The sequence below is a fragment of the Acidobacteriota bacterium genome (assembly GCA_039030395.1).
Taxonomy (GTDB): Bacteria; Acidobacteriota; Thermoanaerobaculia; order Multivoradales; family JBCCEF01; genus JBCCEF01.
Window position 1 is genome coordinate 109,709 of sequence record JBCCEF010000011.1, and the last position, 17,686, is coordinate 127,394.

Here is a 17,686-nt window from a genome sequence, read left to right on the forward strand (position 1 = left end):
TTTCCTATCCTTGGGCGGCGCGGTCAAGCACCAGGATTTGATCCGTCTGACCGGCGAGTTCGACGTTGGAACTCTGCGCGCGGTCATAGGCGATGTAGCGAATGCGGGCGTCGTAGGCCGGCTCCAGGTCCGGGTCGAGGGTGACCCGCCAGGACTGCGGCGCGGCGTTGGCTTTGGAGAAGGTGAAGCTGTCGCTCTCGTCGCCGTGGGTGAGGGTCACCACGGCGAGCTGTACGTCGCCCTCGAAGTCGAGCAGGTCCGGCAGCACCTGGACGTCCAGGAAGGCGACGGAACCGTCGTCGGCGCCGCCGATCCAGACGGTGCCGGGCACCGCCTCGCCACCGCCCAGGTCCTCCGACGAGCCGTCGGCAAAGAGCTTGCGGGCCTCCCAGCGGGCGGTTTCCGGACCGCCTTCGAGCACCGGAACGGCGATCTCCGCGACTTCCGCCAGGGAGCCGAGGTGGAAGGTCTGGCGCACCTTGTACTGGTGCTGCGGATCCTCGTAGAGGAGGTCGCCGGCGATGCCGCTGACCCCCTCGAAGGAGCCCTGTGGCCGCAGAATGTAGGTCAAACGCTGGCGGAAGGGGCTGGGGATTTCGAGGGTGCGGTCGCGGGTGGCGGCCCACGGCACCACCAGCTCCGTGGAACCGGTGCGGTAGGTGGCCTGCACTTCGTATTCGGGTCCCTGGAGATCGTCTCCCACCAACTCACCGGTGTGCTGGAACCAGGTGGCGCGCTCGCCGCCGGGGGTGAGTTCCAGGGTTTTGGTGAACTGCTTGCCGGAGGGGGTGCGATGGCGCAGGTCCAACCGGGCGGATTCCACCACGTCGCTTGTGGCGGTCAGCGCCAATTCCACCCGCAGGGCTTCCATCGCCTGCGGGGTGATGAGGAGCTTCTGGTCGGTGGTTTCCCGCCATTCGCTTTCCGTGTCCGGCCCGTCGAGGTAGCGCACCTTGGTCTTGTAGCGGTAGGAGCGGATGTGGCTGCCGTCGGCCCGCCGGGCGGTGTCCGTCCGCCAGTGGGCGGCGTCCTCCTCGCTCTTGAGCACGACGTCCTTGTTGCGCCGCACCCAGGGTCGCGCCGGGTTCTTCTCGTCGCGCTGTTCGTACTCCAGGAACACCTGGATGGAGGCGATGCCGTCGCGCTCGAAGTTCACCCCGGAGGTGGAAACGGCGACCTGCATCAGACTGAAGAAGCCGTCCGTCAGGCGCAGTTCCCGAAAGGACGAGGCGACGGCGTCGGGATCGTCCAGCAGCAGGTGGATGGGACCGTTGGGATAGACCTTGCGGTCGATGGTCTGGCGCGAATCGAGTTGCAGATCGAACACCATGCCCGGATCGTCGGCGGAGACTTCTAGCAGGTCGAAGCTGCCGGATTCGTCGTCCTCGTCGTCGGCGCCGGGTTGGGCGTCGCCGAACATCGCCGGGATCACCCGCTCGGTCAACACCTCCGTGGCGAGGGTGAAGAGCGACTGCTGCACGGAAGAGTCGCCACCACCGCTCTCGTCCGTGTCGATCTCCACCCGGATCTCCTGCTCGAGGATCGCCTGGCGGATGGACTCGCGCAGGCGGCGGGTGCGGATCATCGCCCTCACCGGATGCTGGCTACGCGCCATCAGGGTGGCGATAACCGCCGGATTGAGGGCGCCCTGGTGAGCCATGCGCACCCAGCGGGCGCGCGGCCGGCGCACCAGCTTGTAGGGCCGGGCCTGGCTCCACACCCGGCGCTCGATCACCGAGCGCTCGGCGTGGATCTTCATGGTGGCGGAGACCCGCGCCTTGTAGGTGAGGTCGTAGGAGACGACGATCGGGATTTGCTGGTCGCGGTCCTCGAAGGCGCTCCAAAAGATCTCCGTGCCGGTGTCGTCCAGTTCCAAGGTCATGGAGGCCCCGAGGTCGCCGGCCAGGTCCGGCCGCACCGTCTCGGTGGCGTGGCGCACCAGCCCCGTGTCGCTCACCTGGAAGGTGGCCAGCGACACTTCGCCGTCGCTCCACAGGGGGGAGGCGAGGATCGGCTCGGTGTTGGTGATCTTGTGGCCAAAGGGCTTCTCGCCGGCCGCCTTCTCCTGCTCGAGACGGGTACGCAGGCCCTCGATCACCCGCTCTCGGCGCTCTTCGTCGAGATGCAGGACGGAGCGGAACATGACGAAACCGCCGCCCGCCTCTTCATCGTCGGTCAGGGAGTCGACCTCTTTGAGGTACTTGATAAACAGAAACTCCGCATTGCCCTCGTCGTCGGCGGGGATCACCGGCTGGTCCGGCAGCGGGTAGAACTTGCGGGGGTCTTCGTCGTCGCGAAAGATCTGGAGGCCTTCCAGCTCAACCGGGTCCATGACGCTCAACATGAGAAATCTCCTAAAGGCTGGCTACGATGGGAATGGTGAGGATCTGGTCGCCGGTCGTGGTCCAGGGGCCGGTTTCCCGGTCACCGGAGGTGCGGTGCACGATGACGCGGTATTCGTAGGTTCGAAGCTGAGGATCGGCGAGGGCGATCTGCCAGCGATGGCGATCGGCGCGGGCCCGGAAGACGGCCTGATCGAGTTCCCGAACGCGGTTCGGTACATCGACGTAGGCGAGCTCCACCTCGATCAGGAGGATGCCGGCGGCGGTCAGCTCCGGACCCACCGGCACGACGTCCACCACCAGCCGGTCGCTCGCCACCCGGCCGACCACCACCAGAGAGGCGTCGCTGGTGGTCCAGTCGTCCTCCTCGACCGCCCCACTCGACCAGGTGCGCGCCACCCGGTAGCGAAAGCTGCGGTCGGCGGGATCCGGCAGGTCGAGGGCTACCGGCACCAGCTCACCGGGACCCGAGAAGGTGAACGTTCCGGCAGGCGCCGTTTCGGACTTCTGGACCGCCACCACCACCTGGTCGAGATCCGTCCAGTCGTCGTCCGACAGGAGCTGCACGGTCATACGGCCCGGAAAGGCCGGCGGCAGGCGGAGGATCCGGGTGTCGGCGATCAGCGGATCCTGGGTGACCTGGCGCCCCTCGGCGGTCAGGTAGGCCGGGAGCACCTCCAGCTGGTCGCCTTCCTCGAAGTCGTGAAACCACACCGTCTCCGCGGCGTGATCCCCGGTCAGCACCACCTCGCGATCGTCCCGGATCTCCTCGCCCCGCCGGTGATTCACCTTCACCCGGCACATCAGAACCCGCTCATCGGCGGGCGCTTCGAGGCGCAGCTCGCGCAGGCCGAGGAGGCGACCGAAGTCGAGGGACAGGGCGCGGCTGTCGCCGGTCACCACCGGTAGCTGCACCGCCTCGCCCTGGTGGATCGGTGCCTCGTCGGCGAAGCGAACCTCCGGCAGCAACGACCAGGTGCCGTCCGCTGAAGCGTCGGCCCAGCTCTCGAACTGGACGGTGCGGTTTGCGGCAGCGAGCTGGCCGCTGTCGTCGTGGGTGCCGAAGGAGAAGTGCAGCACCGCCTCTTCCAGATGCAGCTCCGATAGCGGCCGGGTGCTCTCGACCTCGAGGCGAAAGCGCCGGAAGAAGGGATGATCCGCCGTCTCGGCATCGGAAAGGTGCTCCTCCACCGGCGAGTCGCCCAGCAGATCCGCCAGGTGGGCTTCGGCGGTCAACGTCCGGGAGACGACCGCCCGGCGATTGAAATCGATGACCCCTTGGGCCCGCTCGATCTGGGTGCGGGCCTTGACGGCATAGGAGAAACCTGCCCCCAGCAGCTCGCCCACTCCGCCCAGGGAGGCTCTCGCCGGCTCGCGGGACATCGGCATCACCGGCTCGCAGAAGCGCTCCACCATCTCGCGTTGAATCCAGGCCAGGATGACCGAGGGATCGGTGAGCAGATGCTCGCCGGAGAGGCCGCGCACCACCTCGATCGCGATCGCGCCCTCTTCCTCCAGATCCTCGCGGATGCGCTGGATGTCCTCCACCGCCAGCAGCACGCCGCGGCGCTCGTGGCTCGAGAAGTGGTCATACACCCGTTCCCAGTCCACCCGAGCCACCGCTTCGAGGGCGGGCCACAGACCCTCGATGCCGAATCGGTAGATCACTCCCACCGGCGCCCCGCCGCTCACCATGGCGGCCTCCATCAGGGCGACGCCGGCCGGGTCCAGATCCACCGCGAAACGCGAGCGATGGGGGGCGTCGACCCCGGCGGCGACCCAGCCGTAGCCGCGCCGCACCAGACCGGAGAGGCCGCCGTCGTCGTCCGTCTCGCGGCCGAGAAACAGCAACTCCGCCGACGCCGATACGGGGGTGACGGCCACCAGCTCTACACCGTCGTCGGACAGCTCGTCGGCCAGTTCTTCCCGGCAGGCCTCCAGCCGCTCCGCCGGGTACCCCGCCTCCAGGCCCAGGTGGAGATGGCCGCCGGTGACCTCACCCTCGCGCAGGAAGCGGAGCAGGCCGAGATCCGGCTTCTCCACCACCACGCCGTCGCCATCGGCCGGCGCGAATTCCTTCCGGGCTACCCGCGGTTTGGCAGGCAGCACGTGGAAGCGCGTCGGTTGCTCGGAATCGACAGCGAGGTCGACCCCGGCAACGGTGCGAAGGGGGGCGTTGAGATCGATCACCGGGCGACTCCAGGCGGATCAGCCGCCGGGCGCAGGGGTGGGACCGGGCTCGGGATCCGCCGGGCTGGGCGTCGGGTCCGCGGGAGTCGGCCCGGGTTCCGGATCGGGTTCCGGCTCCGGCTCCGGCAGCACCAGCGGCTTGATGACGATCGCCTCGGCTTCTTGGAGCACCGGGTCCATCCGCCGCACCTCGCCGGTGGTGGACATATAGGTGACCGTGTAGGTGTACTGCTTCGGTCCACCGTCGGCGCCGCTCACCCGCCATACCTCGGGATCCTTGTTGTCGGCGCTGAAGACGAAACTGTCGGTCTCGGCGACGTCGTTGGCCGGATCCTCGTAGGCCAGGTCCACCTGCACTACCTTGGCCTCGTCCGGATAGGTCAGGAGCATCGGGTAGAGGTTCACCTCCAGGGTGTACTTTTCGCCCACCGCGATGAAGCCCGGTTGCCCCGGCAGCCATTCGTCCGGGGTTTCCGGGAAGTTCTTGATCACCCCGTCGCGGTAGATGATGGCGTAGCGGTATTCGTAGTCCCGCAACTCGCGATTGCGCAGCGGAACCTGCCAGGTGAGCTGCTGCTGGTCCGCCGTGAACAGGAGCTGCCCTTCCTCCGTGTAGGCGTTGGCCTCGTCCTGGTAGCGCAGCGACACGGCCACCTGGGCGATGGAGTCAACCTCCTGGCCGAACTGGCCGCTGCACACCACCGCGACATCGAGCATGTCCGGAATCGGCGCGTCCACCCGCACTCGGCTGGAGTTGGAGGGGGTCCAGTTGCCTTCCAGGATGTCGCCGTCGGCGGTGCGCCAGTCGACCTTGTACTCCCAGGTGTTGTCCCACTCCTCGTGGATCACTTCGGTCCACACGGAGCCTTCGTTGTCCTGGTCGAAGAGGAAACTCTGCTCCACGGTCTCGCCCAAGGCGTCCGAGTGATACCGGCAACTGACCTTGGCCTGCGGGAACTTTTCGAGATCCACCAGGCCTAGGCCGAGATCCACTTCGAGCATTCCGAGCTGGCCGACATCGATGACCAAGAAGTCGTCGCGGACGTCGCTCTGGTCGAAGGTGTAGCTCTTGTCGGAGTCTTCGTAGTGCACCGTCGCGGACCAGTCGTAGGTCACGTCCCGCAGCCGGTTGGCGAAGGTGAGGAAAGTTTGGATCTGCGCACCGTCGGTGAAGTTGAAGGACTTGTCGATCTCTTCGAAACCACCGCCGCCCACCCGCTGGCGCCGGTAGTGGACCGTCACCGTGACCGAATGGACCGGCAAGTTGGTGAAATCCGCATTCACCCGGATCGGTACCTTGAGGAAGGTGAAGAAGTCCGTTCTTAGATCGACGAAGGCCACCATCTCGTCGAGGTCACCGCGCTGGAAGACGTTCTCCAGATTGGCCGAGGGGGTGTAGCCCTGAACCAGCACCATCTTGCGATCCACCTGGAAGTTGAAGTTGCTCGAATAGTCCTGCTTGAACGACTCCAACCACTGGCGGTCCAGCTCCTCCGGCGGCGGTGAGGCTTCGAGCGCCTTGTCCAATTCCCGGGCGAGCATGTCGAGGCCGAACTTCTCGAGGGCCAGGATGGTCTCCTCCTCCACCTCCGAGCTGCCGGGAGTGACCTCCACGCCGGCGTCTTTGCTGCGCTCCAGCTCCTCCACCACGCTGGTCACCTTGTCGATCCGGCCACGGCTCCGGCTCAAGGAGAGATAGCCGCCCCATTCGTCGACCTTTTCGTGATGTAGGGTTTGGGTCAGTTCGTAGGACGACTCCATATCGCACCACACGCGCATGGTCACACCCATCAGGCGGTGTTCGAACTCGAGGTCGTACTGGACGTTGATCGGTAGCGTGCGGAGCTGGTCGAGTTGCGACATCAGCGCGGCGCCGGCCTGGGTGAGCTTGACCATCACCGCCTTGCGGTTGCCGCCGACACCGGCCACCTTGCCGGCGCCCACCACGCTTTCGACGAACTCGCGATCCTCACCGGTGTCGTCGCCCTGCTCGCCGGCCACCGCCACCGCCACCGTGCCTTCGAGGAAGGGCACGTAGGTGAGGTCGATCTCTATATCGCCAGCGGCCCCCAGGGCATCGCCCAAGGCCATCGACTTCACCCGGCTCTTGATCTGCTGGAAGGTCTGCTGCGGCACTCCGAGGTCCACGGTGAATGTGAGGATGCCGCCACCGACGTCCTCGGCGGTGTCCTCGACCGTCAGGCGATCTTCGTCGTGCCGATAGACGACCATCGAGAAGATCGGATTGCCGTCCGGATCCAGCGCGATGCGCGGTTCCGGCGGCAGCATGTAAAACTGCCAGCGCCGCCGCTCGTTGCGGCGCAGCGGGCCGGTTTTGTTGGCATCGTCCCGATAGATCGTGTAGGACTGGTTGCCGAGGGCGACGGTCATAGGATTGGTCATCGTCAGCATGATCGAACCTCAGGTGGTTTCGTAAAGGTTTCTCGGCGGCTTCCGATCCTCGTCGGGAGAAAAGGGCTCGGGAAGAAGGCCTTGCACCATGAATGGCGACTCATTCGATTCGTTGTTACAGACCATCACCTGGCGAAGCCCGCCGGACTCCGTGAACTTCGTCGAAGCTTGCCGGCGGGCCCGCCGAGCCGGCGGCCGACCCTTCGAGGTGCTGGTCGGGGCGCCGAATACCGCCCACGGCGTGCGCATGACCTTTGAATCGGGGGTGGATTCCGCAGCGCTGAACGCGGCCTTTGAGCTGCAAGACCACCCCTGGGGACTGCCGACCTGGATCGGCCTGCGCTGGTCCGCCACCGGCGGCCTGCAGGCGAAGCCTTACCACCGGCTCCCTCCGGTGAAAAGCATCGACCTTCCGCCCGTGCCGGCGGGCGCGCCGGTCGGCCTCAAACCGGTGATGGCCGCGCGCTGGAAGGACCGAATCGAGCTCTACGCCCGCTGGCGGCAAGCCGGCCCGTGGTCCGCCTTCGTCGCCCCCTGCGCCGCCTTGATCGATGCCCCGCCGCCCGCCGTGACGCCGCGGCCGCGGCCCGCCGAACTCGGGTTCTGGGTCAGCTTCGGGTGGCGCGGCGGCGACCTCGTGGCGGTCACCGTCGGCGCCGATTCGCGCTGCTGGGGGAACGACGACGCGGTCTCCGAAAGCTGGTCGGGGGGGCTCGCCACACCGGACCTCGAGGCCTACCAACGGCACCTGGCGGCGGTGCGCGCCCTCGGTCCGCGACCCAACGGCGGTTGGCACGGAATGCTGGCCTGGAAGCTCTCGCCCAGCGGCACCGAACAGCGGGTCGTCTCCCTGCGGTTGCCGGCACCGGCGTAACGCCCGGCGCCGGTGGCGCGCCGGAGGAGTCGATATGTTGCTCCTGGACTCTCCCGTCGAGGCCGCCGGCCTCTCTTTCTTCCGCGACCACGCCGACCCCGCCACCTTTCACCTGCTGCCGGGTACGCCCCGCGTCACCGAAGGTCCCGGCGGCGGCATTGAACTGCTGCGCTACCGCGGCACCGCCGACGAGGACGAAGCCCGCGGCGGTTTCCTGCGCTTGGCAGTGGATCTCGAACCGCCAGAGGAGCAGGTCGCCGACGCCCGCGACGAGATCGCCGAGCGGTTCGAAGTTGAACCGAACATCGTGCCGGTGGTGTTCGACCGCGGCGGCGTGCGGTTGGTGATATTGGGAACGGAGAGTCCGGCAGAGGCGGTGGACACGGCGGCGACCGAATCCGGCGAAGGCGACGCCGAGAACGGGTCCACACCGGCAGGGCGGTTCGTCGAACAGGTCCTGGGCAGCGCGGCACCGTCCCTCTTCCACCACCAGCACGCCATCTTCTCGGCCCCCTTGACGGCAGACGGCGCGGTTCTCGCGGAGGCCGCTCTGGACGGCACGGCGACGCCGCTGCTGGTGATCTACGACCTCACCTTTTCCGGGCTGGCCCAGGCCCGCGGCCTGCGCGCCGAAGTGGACTACCGCATGGCCTACGACTACCTGCGCACCCGCCTGGCGGCGGACACCCTGTACCTACGCGCCGATCTCGATCGCGAAGCCGAAGCGCTGGCCCGCGAGGGCCACATCCGCATCGAGGACGTGGACTACACCGGCAGCGACCCGACGGTGCTGGCGGAGCGCGAGGAGGAGATTCGCAAGACCCTGCTGGAGCTGTCGGAGATGCTGTTCTTCCAGCCGGCGGCCGCGCCAGCACAGGCAGAGACCGATTCCGGCGAAGGCCCATCGTCTACCCGGCGCGACTCCATCGCCCGAGGCGCCTTTGTGCTGCGAGCGTTCTCCCAGGAAGACGAACAAACCTTGACCTACGACCTGCGGGAAACCTCCGTGCAGGCCCGGAGGATCGCTCCCCAGGGCGCCGTGTCGCTAGCGAATTCCGCAACCGACTGGCTGCGCGAAGTAGACCTCCTAGATCCGGCCGCAGCGCACCAGGGTTTCGAAGCCTTCAGCCTGCCGGGCGCCGATTGGAGCGGGGTGGACCGAGTGCAACTCGACCTTCGGGTAGGCGACGAAAGGCGCACCCTGGTGCTGTCGCAGGACGAACCCAGGGCGGCCACCGTGCTGCCCGCCGGCGAGGTCGAGGTGAAACGCCGGACCCTCGCCCGGCCGGCATCGGACGACCTCGGTGAACCGCCGGCGGACACGGAGTTCGCCCCGGCGCCGACGCGCGCCCTGTTGGTCGAACCGGAAGTCGCCGCTCAACGGCGCCGCCTACGCATCGCCCTCGGGCCCACCGTGCTCGATCGCGCCGAGCGCTTCGAAGGCCGTCTGTCGGACGGCAGCCGCTCGCTATCCCTCCTGCTCGACGCAGAGCGGCGGGAGGTCGCCGTCGCCGTGTGGGGTCGTACCGCCGTTGATCTCACCGGAACCCTGGCCCTGAAGGACGGCGGTGAGGTTACCGTGGAGGGCCACATCGGTCCGGAGCAGCGTCACCTGCTGATCCAACCGCCGGAGATCCTCGAACGGAGGGTGCGCATCGTTCTGGCGGATCCGCTCGAACGGTTGCGTAGCGCCTTCGTGGAATTGGAGACCCTGGACGGCGGCGAAGCCTCGCGCACCGGCGTCGACCTCACCGCCGAGCAGCCCACGGCCTTCTGGTCGGTCCCCCCGGCGGCGGACTTCGCCCGCGGCTACCGCTACCGCCTGCGCACCACCGCCAGGAACGCCGAGGTGCTGCAGGGCGAGTGGCTGCCGGCGGCCGGCCCCTTGCTGGTGGTGGGCGACACGCATCTCCGGCTGCTCAAGGTGAAGGTCGTCCTGCTGCCCACCGACGGTCTCGCCGGCGCCAACCTCCGCCTCACTTCCCTCGAGCCACCGGACGGCATCTCCCCCACCGTGGAGCACTTCCTGGAAGCCGGCAAAGCACCGGTCGAGATGCGCATTCCGTTCCGCGGTGACGCCCAGGAAACCCGCTACCGGATGGCCGGGGAGCTGTTCTTCACGACCGAGGTGAGGGCCTTGACGGAGCGCGAGCTGACGGATGAAGTGCTCGTGCTTCCAGCCTGATCGCCCTCTCCCAGCCAGCCGACTGGAGCACCTCGCCACAGCGCCCCGCCCTCACACCACCAGTTCGTTGGTCCAGTAGACGAGTCGATCCGGCGCTTCGTCGCACTGGCCGGTCGCCACCAGCCAATCGCCGAGGCGATGGTAGTAATCGTGACTCATCGACAGGTCGTGGGTGAAGCATCCGACCGTGGCGTCGAAGATCGCCGCGCCCAGCTCGTCCTTCGAGTAGGCGCCGGTGGTCCGCCGGTCGTAGATCTCCAGCGCTTCAGCCGGCTGCTGATGGACGAAGTCGATACCCCGCCGAATCAGACGAACCACGTTCTCGAGCAGCGGTCGACGCTCCGCCATCACCTCTTCGCTGGTGATCAGGATGAGCTGGCAAAAATCCGGCACGCCCCAATCCTTCAGCGCGAAGAAGCCGGGATTCGCGCCGCGCCCGCGGGCTTCGATGACCTCGAAGTTGTAGAAGATCAGGGTCGCCACATCGGCCTTGCCTTCGAGCAGCGCGTCGGTGTGAAGAAAACCGTTGTTGACCGGTGTGAAGTCCGCCGGATCGCAAGTTCCGCCGTCCGCCTCGATCATCGTTCTGACAATGGCCGGCCCACCGGGACCCGGAGCGCCGGGATACTGGATGCGCTTGCCGGCCATGTCCCGCGGCCGCTCTACCCCTGAGCCTTCGAGGTACATCACCCCGCCGTTGGTGTGGAGGAAGCGCGCAAAACCCACCACCTTGTCGCCCTTGGCGCGATCCTGCACCAGGTGAATGGGCTCCGTGATCGCCACCTCCATCCGCCCGGCCTCGATCTCCTCCATGGCATCGAAGTGCTTCTCCGGCTCCACCAGCTCCAGTTCGATCCCCGCTTCGCGAAACCACCCCTTCTCTTCTGCCACCAGCAGCGGTAGGTGATCCGGATTGAGAAACCACTCCAACCCCAAACGCAGTTTTTCCACGATGTATCGTCCCCTCTCAAGGCTCCCCCTGGACGCCAGAGAGCCACGTAATTTCTGAGTTTCTGGCCCGCCATTGGGCACAGGCGAGGATACCCCGTTCTCGGTGAATACCCGAGACGTCGGCGTGGGGTGGTGGGAGGTTCGTGAGGGTCGGTTCAGGGCTTGGTCGTCGGGGACCGGGCGGCCTTCGAGTCCCAAGCCTCTACCTCAGGTAAGAACTCCCCATCAAGGAAACGCTCTTCACATCGTCCCGCGCCGTCAACCGGCCGAGGGCCGCGCGGTCCACCCGGCCGAGGACCAGGTCACCAAGACGAGCCAGACCGAAGGTTGCGAGGTCATGAGCGCTGGGGATCGGACCGTGGAAACTCACCGTCACCTCAAAGGGTCCGGCATCCGCCTCCGGACCGGCGTCTCCGAGGGCTTCGCCGAGACGCGAATCGAGTTTGGCGTGCTGGCCCGGGGTGAGGGTGACGGCGCCTTCGGGCGCGGCGGCTTCGTTGGCGGTGGTCGCTTCGGCGCCTTGCTCGTCGGCGGGGCGCTCTTCGGCGGGTCGGTCGGGTGGGGGGCAGTCACCGTTCATGGCTCCAGGATACTCCTCTCGCTATGGTCGCTGGTGAGAATGGCTGGCTTGCAGCTTTCGAGTCACGGCTTCAGCTTGTCGGCGTCGATCAAGCCGGCGCCCCAATCGTCGGCGGACGTCGGCAGGTTGGAGGGCATCGGGGTCACCCCGTCGCGCAGCGTCGTCGGCACCGAGCACTGGGCGAGGCGAGCGCGGATCTGGCTGAGGGTGAGGTTCGGCTCCTCGGCCATCACATTGGCGATCAGGCCGGCGACCACCGGGCTCGCAACGGAGGTACCTCGTCCGCGCATGGCCAGCGCATTGACCGTGTTCGCATGGCGGCGGCCCGCCTGGGCCTCCTCCACCGCATGCTGCCGCGAGCGGGCGGCGATCACACTGCAGCCCGGAGCGGTGATCTCGATCCCGGAGTTCGCCGGCTGCTTGCGCAAGGGACCCGGGCTCGAGAAACTGGAAATCGCGCCCTCGGGATTCGTGTCGGCGAGGCGATGGGCCGCCGGGGCGTTGGGCACCAGCAGCTTGCTGTTACAGGAAGCGACCCCGATCACCCCCGAGGAGTCGGCCGGCGCACTGACCTGGTGCTGACGATCCCCGGCGCTGACACCGCGGAAGCGCGCGTTCTCCAAACCGGCCCAGGCGTGACACTCGATTGCGCGCGAGGACCGGTTATGGAGACCCACCCGCCAGTGGGCGACGGTCAGACCGTTGAGCACCGCAACATCCGCCGCGCTCAAACCCTGCTTGGCACCGGCCTGCACCGTGGAGTCGCCCAAGGGCACCACGAACCCCTGTTGCCAAGCCGGCGTCGTCGTGCCGCGAATCGTCCAGTCGCGATCCACCAACACCCGGCGATGCCGCGCCGAGCGAAAGAGAATCGATCCGGCCGGATCGGGCACCAAGGCGAGAGCCGACTGGAAGTGGATGCGAACATTGAAATCCCCGTTCACCGGATCCCGTGGCCCGAACGAAGTGCCGACATGAATCCCCTGCCCCCAGAAAGTCACCCAGTGAGGCGTGTGATCCACCCGCTGCGTGTAGGTAGGCGTACCCGCCGCCGGAGAAGCCGGCTGCCGGGTGGTGACCTCCATGGCGAGATGGCGGCGTGAGTCCGGATTCGTCATCCACAGGGTGACCACCTCGTAGTCCGAGCTGTTGCCCGCCACGCCGGAGAAGTCGAAGTCGAAGTCCTGCCGAGCCGCGGGAGCGACGCGGCGTTGGATGTGCCCATCATCCTTGCGCTCGTTGCCGCCGGACGCCACGATGGCAAATCCCTCGCGCTCCCGACCGTCCACCGCCGATAGGTCCGCCAGCGCCCGGCTCAGCGGGGCGGTGCCGTCGTGCGCATGGTCGCTGAACCCCAGGCTGATATTCACCACCACCGGCGTTCCTTCGCGGTGGCGCCGCGCCTTTTCCCGGATGTACTGGACCCCGTTGAAGATGTCGAGGTCGTAGACCCTGAGGTTCGCATCCGCAAAAGGGTTGTTCGGCTGCGGCCGAGGCCGGCCGGCGGCGACCGCCACGATGTTCGCCCGCGGCGCCATGCCCGCCGGTACGGGATCGGCACCGCCCACCGCTGCGCCGGCAGCGACGCCGGCGACGTAGGTGCCGTGGGAACCGCCGTCACGGGCCTGGGACACGGTGGCGCCGGTGAACTCCGTGCCGTAGCCGAAATCGCGCTCGTTGAGCACATCGAAGAAGGGTCCGTCGTCGACGTTGAAGCCATCAGCGGGGGTCGGACCGGTGGTGTCGGACTGGTCCCAGACACCCAGCACCCGCCCGGCGAAGGCCGGATGCTGGGCGTCGAAACCGCCGTCGACCACTCCGACCACAGCCCCCGCTCCGCCCCGCCGGTCGGCGGGAATGCGCGCTTCGAGGGCAGGCAGATTCACCATCGGGCGAACATCGACCAAGCGGGGGAACATCCGCTTCGGCGCCTCCAAGAACTCGACGTCATCGCGAGCCGCAACTTCGGCCAAACGATCCACCGGCACTCGCAAGGCCCGCGTCGTTCCATCACCCACACCTCCCACGCCCTCCGGTGCCTCGAATCCTGCCGTCACACGAGCGAACATCCTCACCCGCGGTTCGTCGCCGCCGGTGGTGAGATCGGAGCGCTGCAGGGCGGCGAGGCGCACCTCGGGTTCCTCGGAGAGTTCCTGCAGGAATCCGGTGAGGCCAGCATCGACGGACGAGCGCGCCGCCTCCGCCAGGGCGACGCCCTCCCCTTCTTCCGCCTCGAAGCCCACGAAGTCGTAGAAGTCCCCGGCACCCTCGAAGTCCTTGGGCACCGTGTGGAGAACCCGCACGCCGATCGGCGCTCCATCCTCGCCGAAGCGGAATCCCCAAACCACTTCCCGCATTCCGCTGCCCGCGGGGGCGCTGGGATCGAGAAAGCGAGCCGGTAGCAGGGAGTAGATGTAGGGCTCATAGCGCCGCAGGCGAGCTTCCACCAGGTTGCGCTGGCGGTAGGTCTCCGACAGGTCCGCGGGAACGGATCGACCGCTGCCGGACCACCGTGCGTAGTACTCCCCCTCCTCGCTGAAAGTGAAGAAGTGGTGGAGCGTTTCGCGCAGGCTCGGTACCGATTCCGCCAGTCCAGCAAGGTTCGAAGGCACCTCCAGCCACTCGAAGAGATTGCGGGTGAGAACCGAGCGATCCGGCAGGGAGGCAATCGCCCGCGCCCAGGAGGACGCCTGTTGACCCCCTTCCGGCGAGCCGTAGAAGTCGAGATTGCTCAACACCCGCTCGATCTCTACGGCGGAGTCGTGGCGGATGTCGGCCAGGTCTCGTAGCCAGAACAGAAAGACCTGGGGGGAGTGGTCGGCGACGGAGGCCTCACCCACCGCTGGAATGCCGTCGAGCCCGACCGCCAGCTCCGGGCCAACCCGGAGGCAAAAGCGCGGTGTGCGTTCTTCGCCGCCGAGCACCGCCACCGGCGAGCCGGCGTAGCGACCGTAGCGACCCAACCGCACCTTGGCCCGATCCCCAGCGGTCCGCAGCACGGATCGCTGGGAATGGCTCAGTACGCTGCCGAAAAAGAACTCCAGTGCGGCGTCGAGACCCCGGGTCACAGGGATTGCTCCTTACCGCCCGGCGCGCTGCCCCGACAGCCGAGCCCGACGTCTCACGGCTTCATCCGGTTGGCGTCGATCAACCCTTCGCCCCAGTCGTTCGCCGAGGTCGGCGCCGTCGCCGGCATGGCGGTGGTGCCGTCGCGCAACGTCGTCGGGATCGAGCAGGTGGCGAAGCGCGTCCGAATCTGGTCGATGGTCAGGTTCGGCTCTTCGGCCATGATATTCGCGATGATGCCGGCCACCGCCGGGCTGGCCATGGAGGTGCCCGCCATGCGCACGGCGTTGGCGTTGACGGTCAGCAGGTTAGTGCCGCCGGCCACGTCCACCTGCGAACGCGCCGAAATGATCATGTTGCCCGGCGCCGTGATGTCGACCCCCGGATTGGTCGCCTGGTTGCGCAGCGGTCCCGGGCTCGAAAAGCTGGTGATCGCCCCCTCCGGGTTGCCGTCCGCGATGATGTCCGCGCCCGGCGGGTTCGGTACCGCGAGGTTGGCGTTGCAGGAAGCCACCGAGATCACCCCATCGGCCTCCGCCGGAGTGCAGATGAGGTGCGAGATGTCCGCCGCTCCGACGTTGCGGAACTGAGCGTTCTCCCGCCCTGCCCAGACGTGGAAATCGAGGGCCCCGGAGGTGCGGTTGCGAAGCGACACCCGCCAGCGCCCGGTGGTCAAATTGTTGAAAGCCGTGAGGTCCGCGGCGCTCGGCGCCGGGAGGCTGAAGATCGACAGGAACCCAGCCAAACCGTTGGCCGTCGAGGGCCCCAGCGCCACCGGCAGCCCGGTACCCCAAATCTGGGTGGTGGTACCGGAAATGTTCCAGTCTCGATCCAGCCGCACTCGGCGCCAGTTGGCGCCGAGGAAGTTCACCGTTCCCGCCGGGTCCGGCACGATCCCAACCGCCGTCTGCAGTCGCACCCGAACGTTGAAGTCGTTGTTGTGCGGGTCCCGTGGGCCAAAGGAAGTGCCCACGTGAACCCCCTGCCCCCAGAAGCTTTGCCAGCTCGGAGAGTGCGTCGCTTGCTGGCTGTAGGTGGGCGTGACCGCCGTCGCCGAGCCCGGTTGCCGGGTGGTCACGTCGAGCGCCAGGTTGTTGACGTTGTCGGGGTCCGGATTGGTCACCCAGACGGTCACCACCTCGGTGAAGCGGCTACGGCTGTCGAAACCGGTGAGGTCGAAGTCGAAATTGCGGGTCGCCGAGGCCCCGACGCTGCGCTGGATATGGCGCTGGTCGGAGCGCTCGTTGCCCGCCGCCGCCACCATCGCAAAGCCCGGCCGCGCCGAATTGTTGAGCTGGGAGACCTCGTTCAAGCTGCGGCTCAGAGCGGCCGTGCCGTCGTGAGCGTGGTCGTGGTGGCCGAAGCTCATGTTCACCACCACCGGCGTGCCTTCGCGGTGGCGCCGCGCCTTTTCCAAGATGTAGGCGATCGCCGTGTAGGTGTCCCAATCGGAGATGTCTCGATTGTCCTGGGAGAACTGATCGTCCGGGTCTGGCTCCGGCCGGCCGCGGTGCACGGCGACGATGTCCGCCCGCGGTGCCATGCCCGCCGGCAACGGATCCGAGCCGGTCACCGCCGCACCGGCGGCGATACCCGTCACATGGGTACCGTGGGAGCCTGTATCCCGAGCATTGGTCACCGTTGGGCCGGTGAACTCGGTCCCGGCATCCCAGAAGAAGCTCCGAATCGCGTCCTCGAAGCCGTCGAACACACCCGAATTGCCGGCATTCCAGGCGGAGGCCGGGGTGGGTCCGGCGGGGTCTGCAATGTCCCAAACGCCCAAGACCCGGCCGGCGAAGGCCGGATGTTGAGCATCGAGGCCGCTATCGACCACGCCGACCACCACCCCCGCGCCACCGCGGTCGGCGGCGGCGACTCGCGCCTCCAGGGCGGGCAGATTGACCATCGGCCGCACGTCCCCGAGCCTGGGGAACAGGGGTTTCGGCGCCTCCAGGGAATCGACGCCCTCGAGGGCCGCCAGTTCCGTTACCCGCTCCGGCGGCACCAGGAGCATCTGGGTCGGCCCCGTACCGATGCTTCGCACGCCGTCCGGCAGGGTGACACCCTCGGCCACCTGCGCGAACACCTTGACCGCCGGCTCATCGTTGTCGGTGGTGATCGTCGAATTGCGCAGAGCCGCCGAGCGTGCTTCGCCCTCCTCCGGCAGATCCTGGAGAAAGTCCGCCAGCCGAGCATCGACCGCCGAGCGGGCGGTCACCGGCAGGGCGGCTCCTTCGCCCTCCTCGGCCTCGAAGGCGACAAAGTCGTAGAAATCGCCGGCGTTGCCGAAGTCCTTCGGCACCGTCAAGAGCACCCGTGCCTCGGCCGGGGCGCCATCGTCACCGCGCCGGAAACCCCACACCACCTCCCGCATGCCGCTATCGGCGGCGGCACTCGGGTTCAGGAAGCGAGCGGGGACGAGCGAGTAGATGTATTCGTCATATCGCTTGAGTTGCAGTTCGACGATGTTGCGCTGACGATAGATCGAGGAGAGTCCGTCGGGCACCTCGCGCCCGCTGCCGGACCAGCGCTCGTAGTACTCGCCGTCCTCAGCGAAGGTGAAGAAGTGATGCAGCGTCTCGCGGAAGTCCTGCACCGACTCGGCCAGACTTTCGAAGCCAGCCGGCACTTCCTCGTGATCGAAGAAGTTCACCGCAAGGCTGGCGCGGTCCGCCGTGCCGGCGATCGCCTCCGCCCAGGCAGCGGCGTTGGCGGAACTGCCTTCCGGAGCGTAGAAGTCGACGTTCGACATCACCCGTTCGATCTCCTCAGCGGAGTCGTGCTGGATGTCGGCCACCTCCCGCAGCCAGAGGAGGAAGACCTGGTTCGCACCCTGTCCTACGGTGGCGTCGCCGACGGACGGAACGCCGTTGTCCCCCGCCGGCAGCTCAGGCCCCACACCGACAGCGTACTTCGGCATGCGCTCCTCGCCACCGACCACCGCGACCGGCGAACCGGCGTAGCGGGTGTAGTTGCCGATGCGGATCTTCGCCCGCTCGCCGGCGGCGCTCAGAGTGCGCCGCTGGCCCTCGCTCAAGAAGGATCCAAAGAAGTAACTCAGCGCGGCGTTCAAGTCTTGTGACATG

At 67.4% G+C, this 17,686-nt stretch carries 9 protein-coding genes; 2 read left to right on the forward strand and 7 right to left on the reverse strand.

Annotation, left to right across the window (positions count from 1 at the left end):
- Positions 1-4: 4 nt before the first annotated feature.
- Genes AAF481_12350 through AAF481_12360 form a run of 3 tightly spaced genes read right to left on the reverse strand, consistent with a single transcriptional unit; the run spans position 5 to position 6,944 of the window.
- Positions 5-2,344, reverse strand: coding sequence for a hypothetical protein (locus AAF481_12350; GenBank protein MEM7481957.1), 2,340 nt, complete (start codon positions 2,342-2,344; stop codon positions 5-7).
- Positions 2,345-2,354: 10 nt separating this feature from the next.
- The gene (locus tag AAF481_12355) at positions 2,355-4,532 is read right to left on the reverse strand and encodes a hypothetical protein (GenBank protein ID MEM7481958.1); all 2,178 of its coding nucleotides are present in this window, start codon (positions 4,530-4,532) and stop codon (positions 2,355-2,357) included.
- Between the two features lie 18 nt (positions 4,533-4,550).
- Complete coding sequence (locus AAF481_12360) at positions 4,551-6,944, reverse strand: hypothetical protein (GenBank protein ID MEM7481959.1); 2,394 nt, start codon at positions 6,942-6,944, stop codon at positions 4,551-4,553.
- Between the two features lie 88 nt (positions 6,945-7,032).
- Between AAF481_12360 and AAF481_12365 the strand changes: the two genes are divergently transcribed.
- Together AAF481_12365 and AAF481_12370 are read left to right on the forward strand one after the other, a co-directional pair.
- On the forward strand, positions 7,033-7,818 hold the full coding sequence (locus tag AAF481_12365) for a hypothetical protein (GenBank protein ID MEM7481960.1): 786 nt from the start codon (positions 7,033-7,035) through the stop codon (positions 7,816-7,818).
- Between the two features lie 34 nt (positions 7,819-7,852).
- The gene (locus AAF481_12370; protein ID MEM7481961.1) at positions 7,853-10,003 is read left to right on the forward strand and encodes a hypothetical protein; all 2,151 of its coding nucleotides are present in this window, start codon (positions 7,853-7,855) and stop codon (positions 10,001-10,003) included.
- A gap of 51 nt (positions 10,004-10,054) precedes the next feature.
- Here the strand turns inward: AAF481_12370 and AAF481_12375 are convergent, their stop codons facing one another.
- From AAF481_12375 to AAF481_12390, 4 genes are all read right to left on the reverse strand, one after another.
- On the reverse strand, positions 10,055-10,954 hold the full coding sequence (locus tag AAF481_12375) for an ABC transporter substrate-binding protein (GenBank protein ID MEM7481962.1): 900 nt from the start codon (positions 10,952-10,954) through the stop codon (positions 10,055-10,057).
- Between the two features lie 202 nt (positions 10,955-11,156).
- Positions 11,157-11,534 carry a hypothetical protein gene (locus tag AAF481_12380; protein MEM7481963.1) on the reverse strand — a complete coding sequence of 126 codons (378 nt, stop codon included), beginning with the start codon at positions 11,532-11,534 and terminating at the stop codon, positions 11,157-11,159.
- 62 nt (positions 11,535-11,596) lie between these two features.
- Positions 11,597-14,602 (reverse strand): S8 family serine peptidase, encoded by a 3,006-nt coding sequence (locus tag AAF481_12385; GenBank protein ID MEM7481964.1) that lies wholly within the window; start codon positions 14,600-14,602, stop codon positions 11,597-11,599.
- A gap of 53 nt (positions 14,603-14,655) precedes the next feature.
- Positions 14,656-17,685 carry a S8 family serine peptidase gene (locus tag AAF481_12390; GenBank protein MEM7481965.1) on the reverse strand — a complete coding sequence of 1,010 codons (3,030 nt, stop codon included), beginning with the start codon at positions 17,683-17,685 and terminating at the stop codon, positions 14,656-14,658.
- Position 17,686: the final 1 nt, after the last annotated feature.

What these genes read in the sequence shown, in the direction of transcription:
- AAF481_12370 (MEM7481961.1), top strand. Translation starts at nt 7,853, where the DNA reads ATGTTGCTCCTGGACTCTCCCGTCGAGGCCGCCGGCCTCTCTTTCTTC.
- AAF481_12390 (MEM7481965.1), bottom strand. Translation starts at nt 17,685, where the DNA reads ATGTCACAAGACTTGAACGCCGCGCTGAGTTACTTCTTTGGATCCTTC.
- AAF481_12350 (MEM7481957.1), bottom strand. Translation starts at nt 2,344, where the DNA reads ATGTTGAGCGTCATGGACCCGGTTGAGCTGGAAGGCCTCCAGATCTTT.
- AAF481_12360 (MEM7481959.1), bottom strand. Translation starts at nt 6,944, where the DNA reads ATGCTGACGATGACCAATCCTATGACCGTCGCCCTCGGCAACCAGTCC.
- AAF481_12380 (MEM7481963.1), bottom strand. Translation starts at nt 11,534, where the DNA reads ATGAACGGTGACTGCCCCCCACCCGACCGACCCGCCGAAGAGCGCCCC.
- AAF481_12365 (MEM7481960.1), top strand. Translation starts at nt 7,033, where the DNA reads ATGAATGGCGACTCATTCGATTCGTTGTTACAGACCATCACCTGGCGA.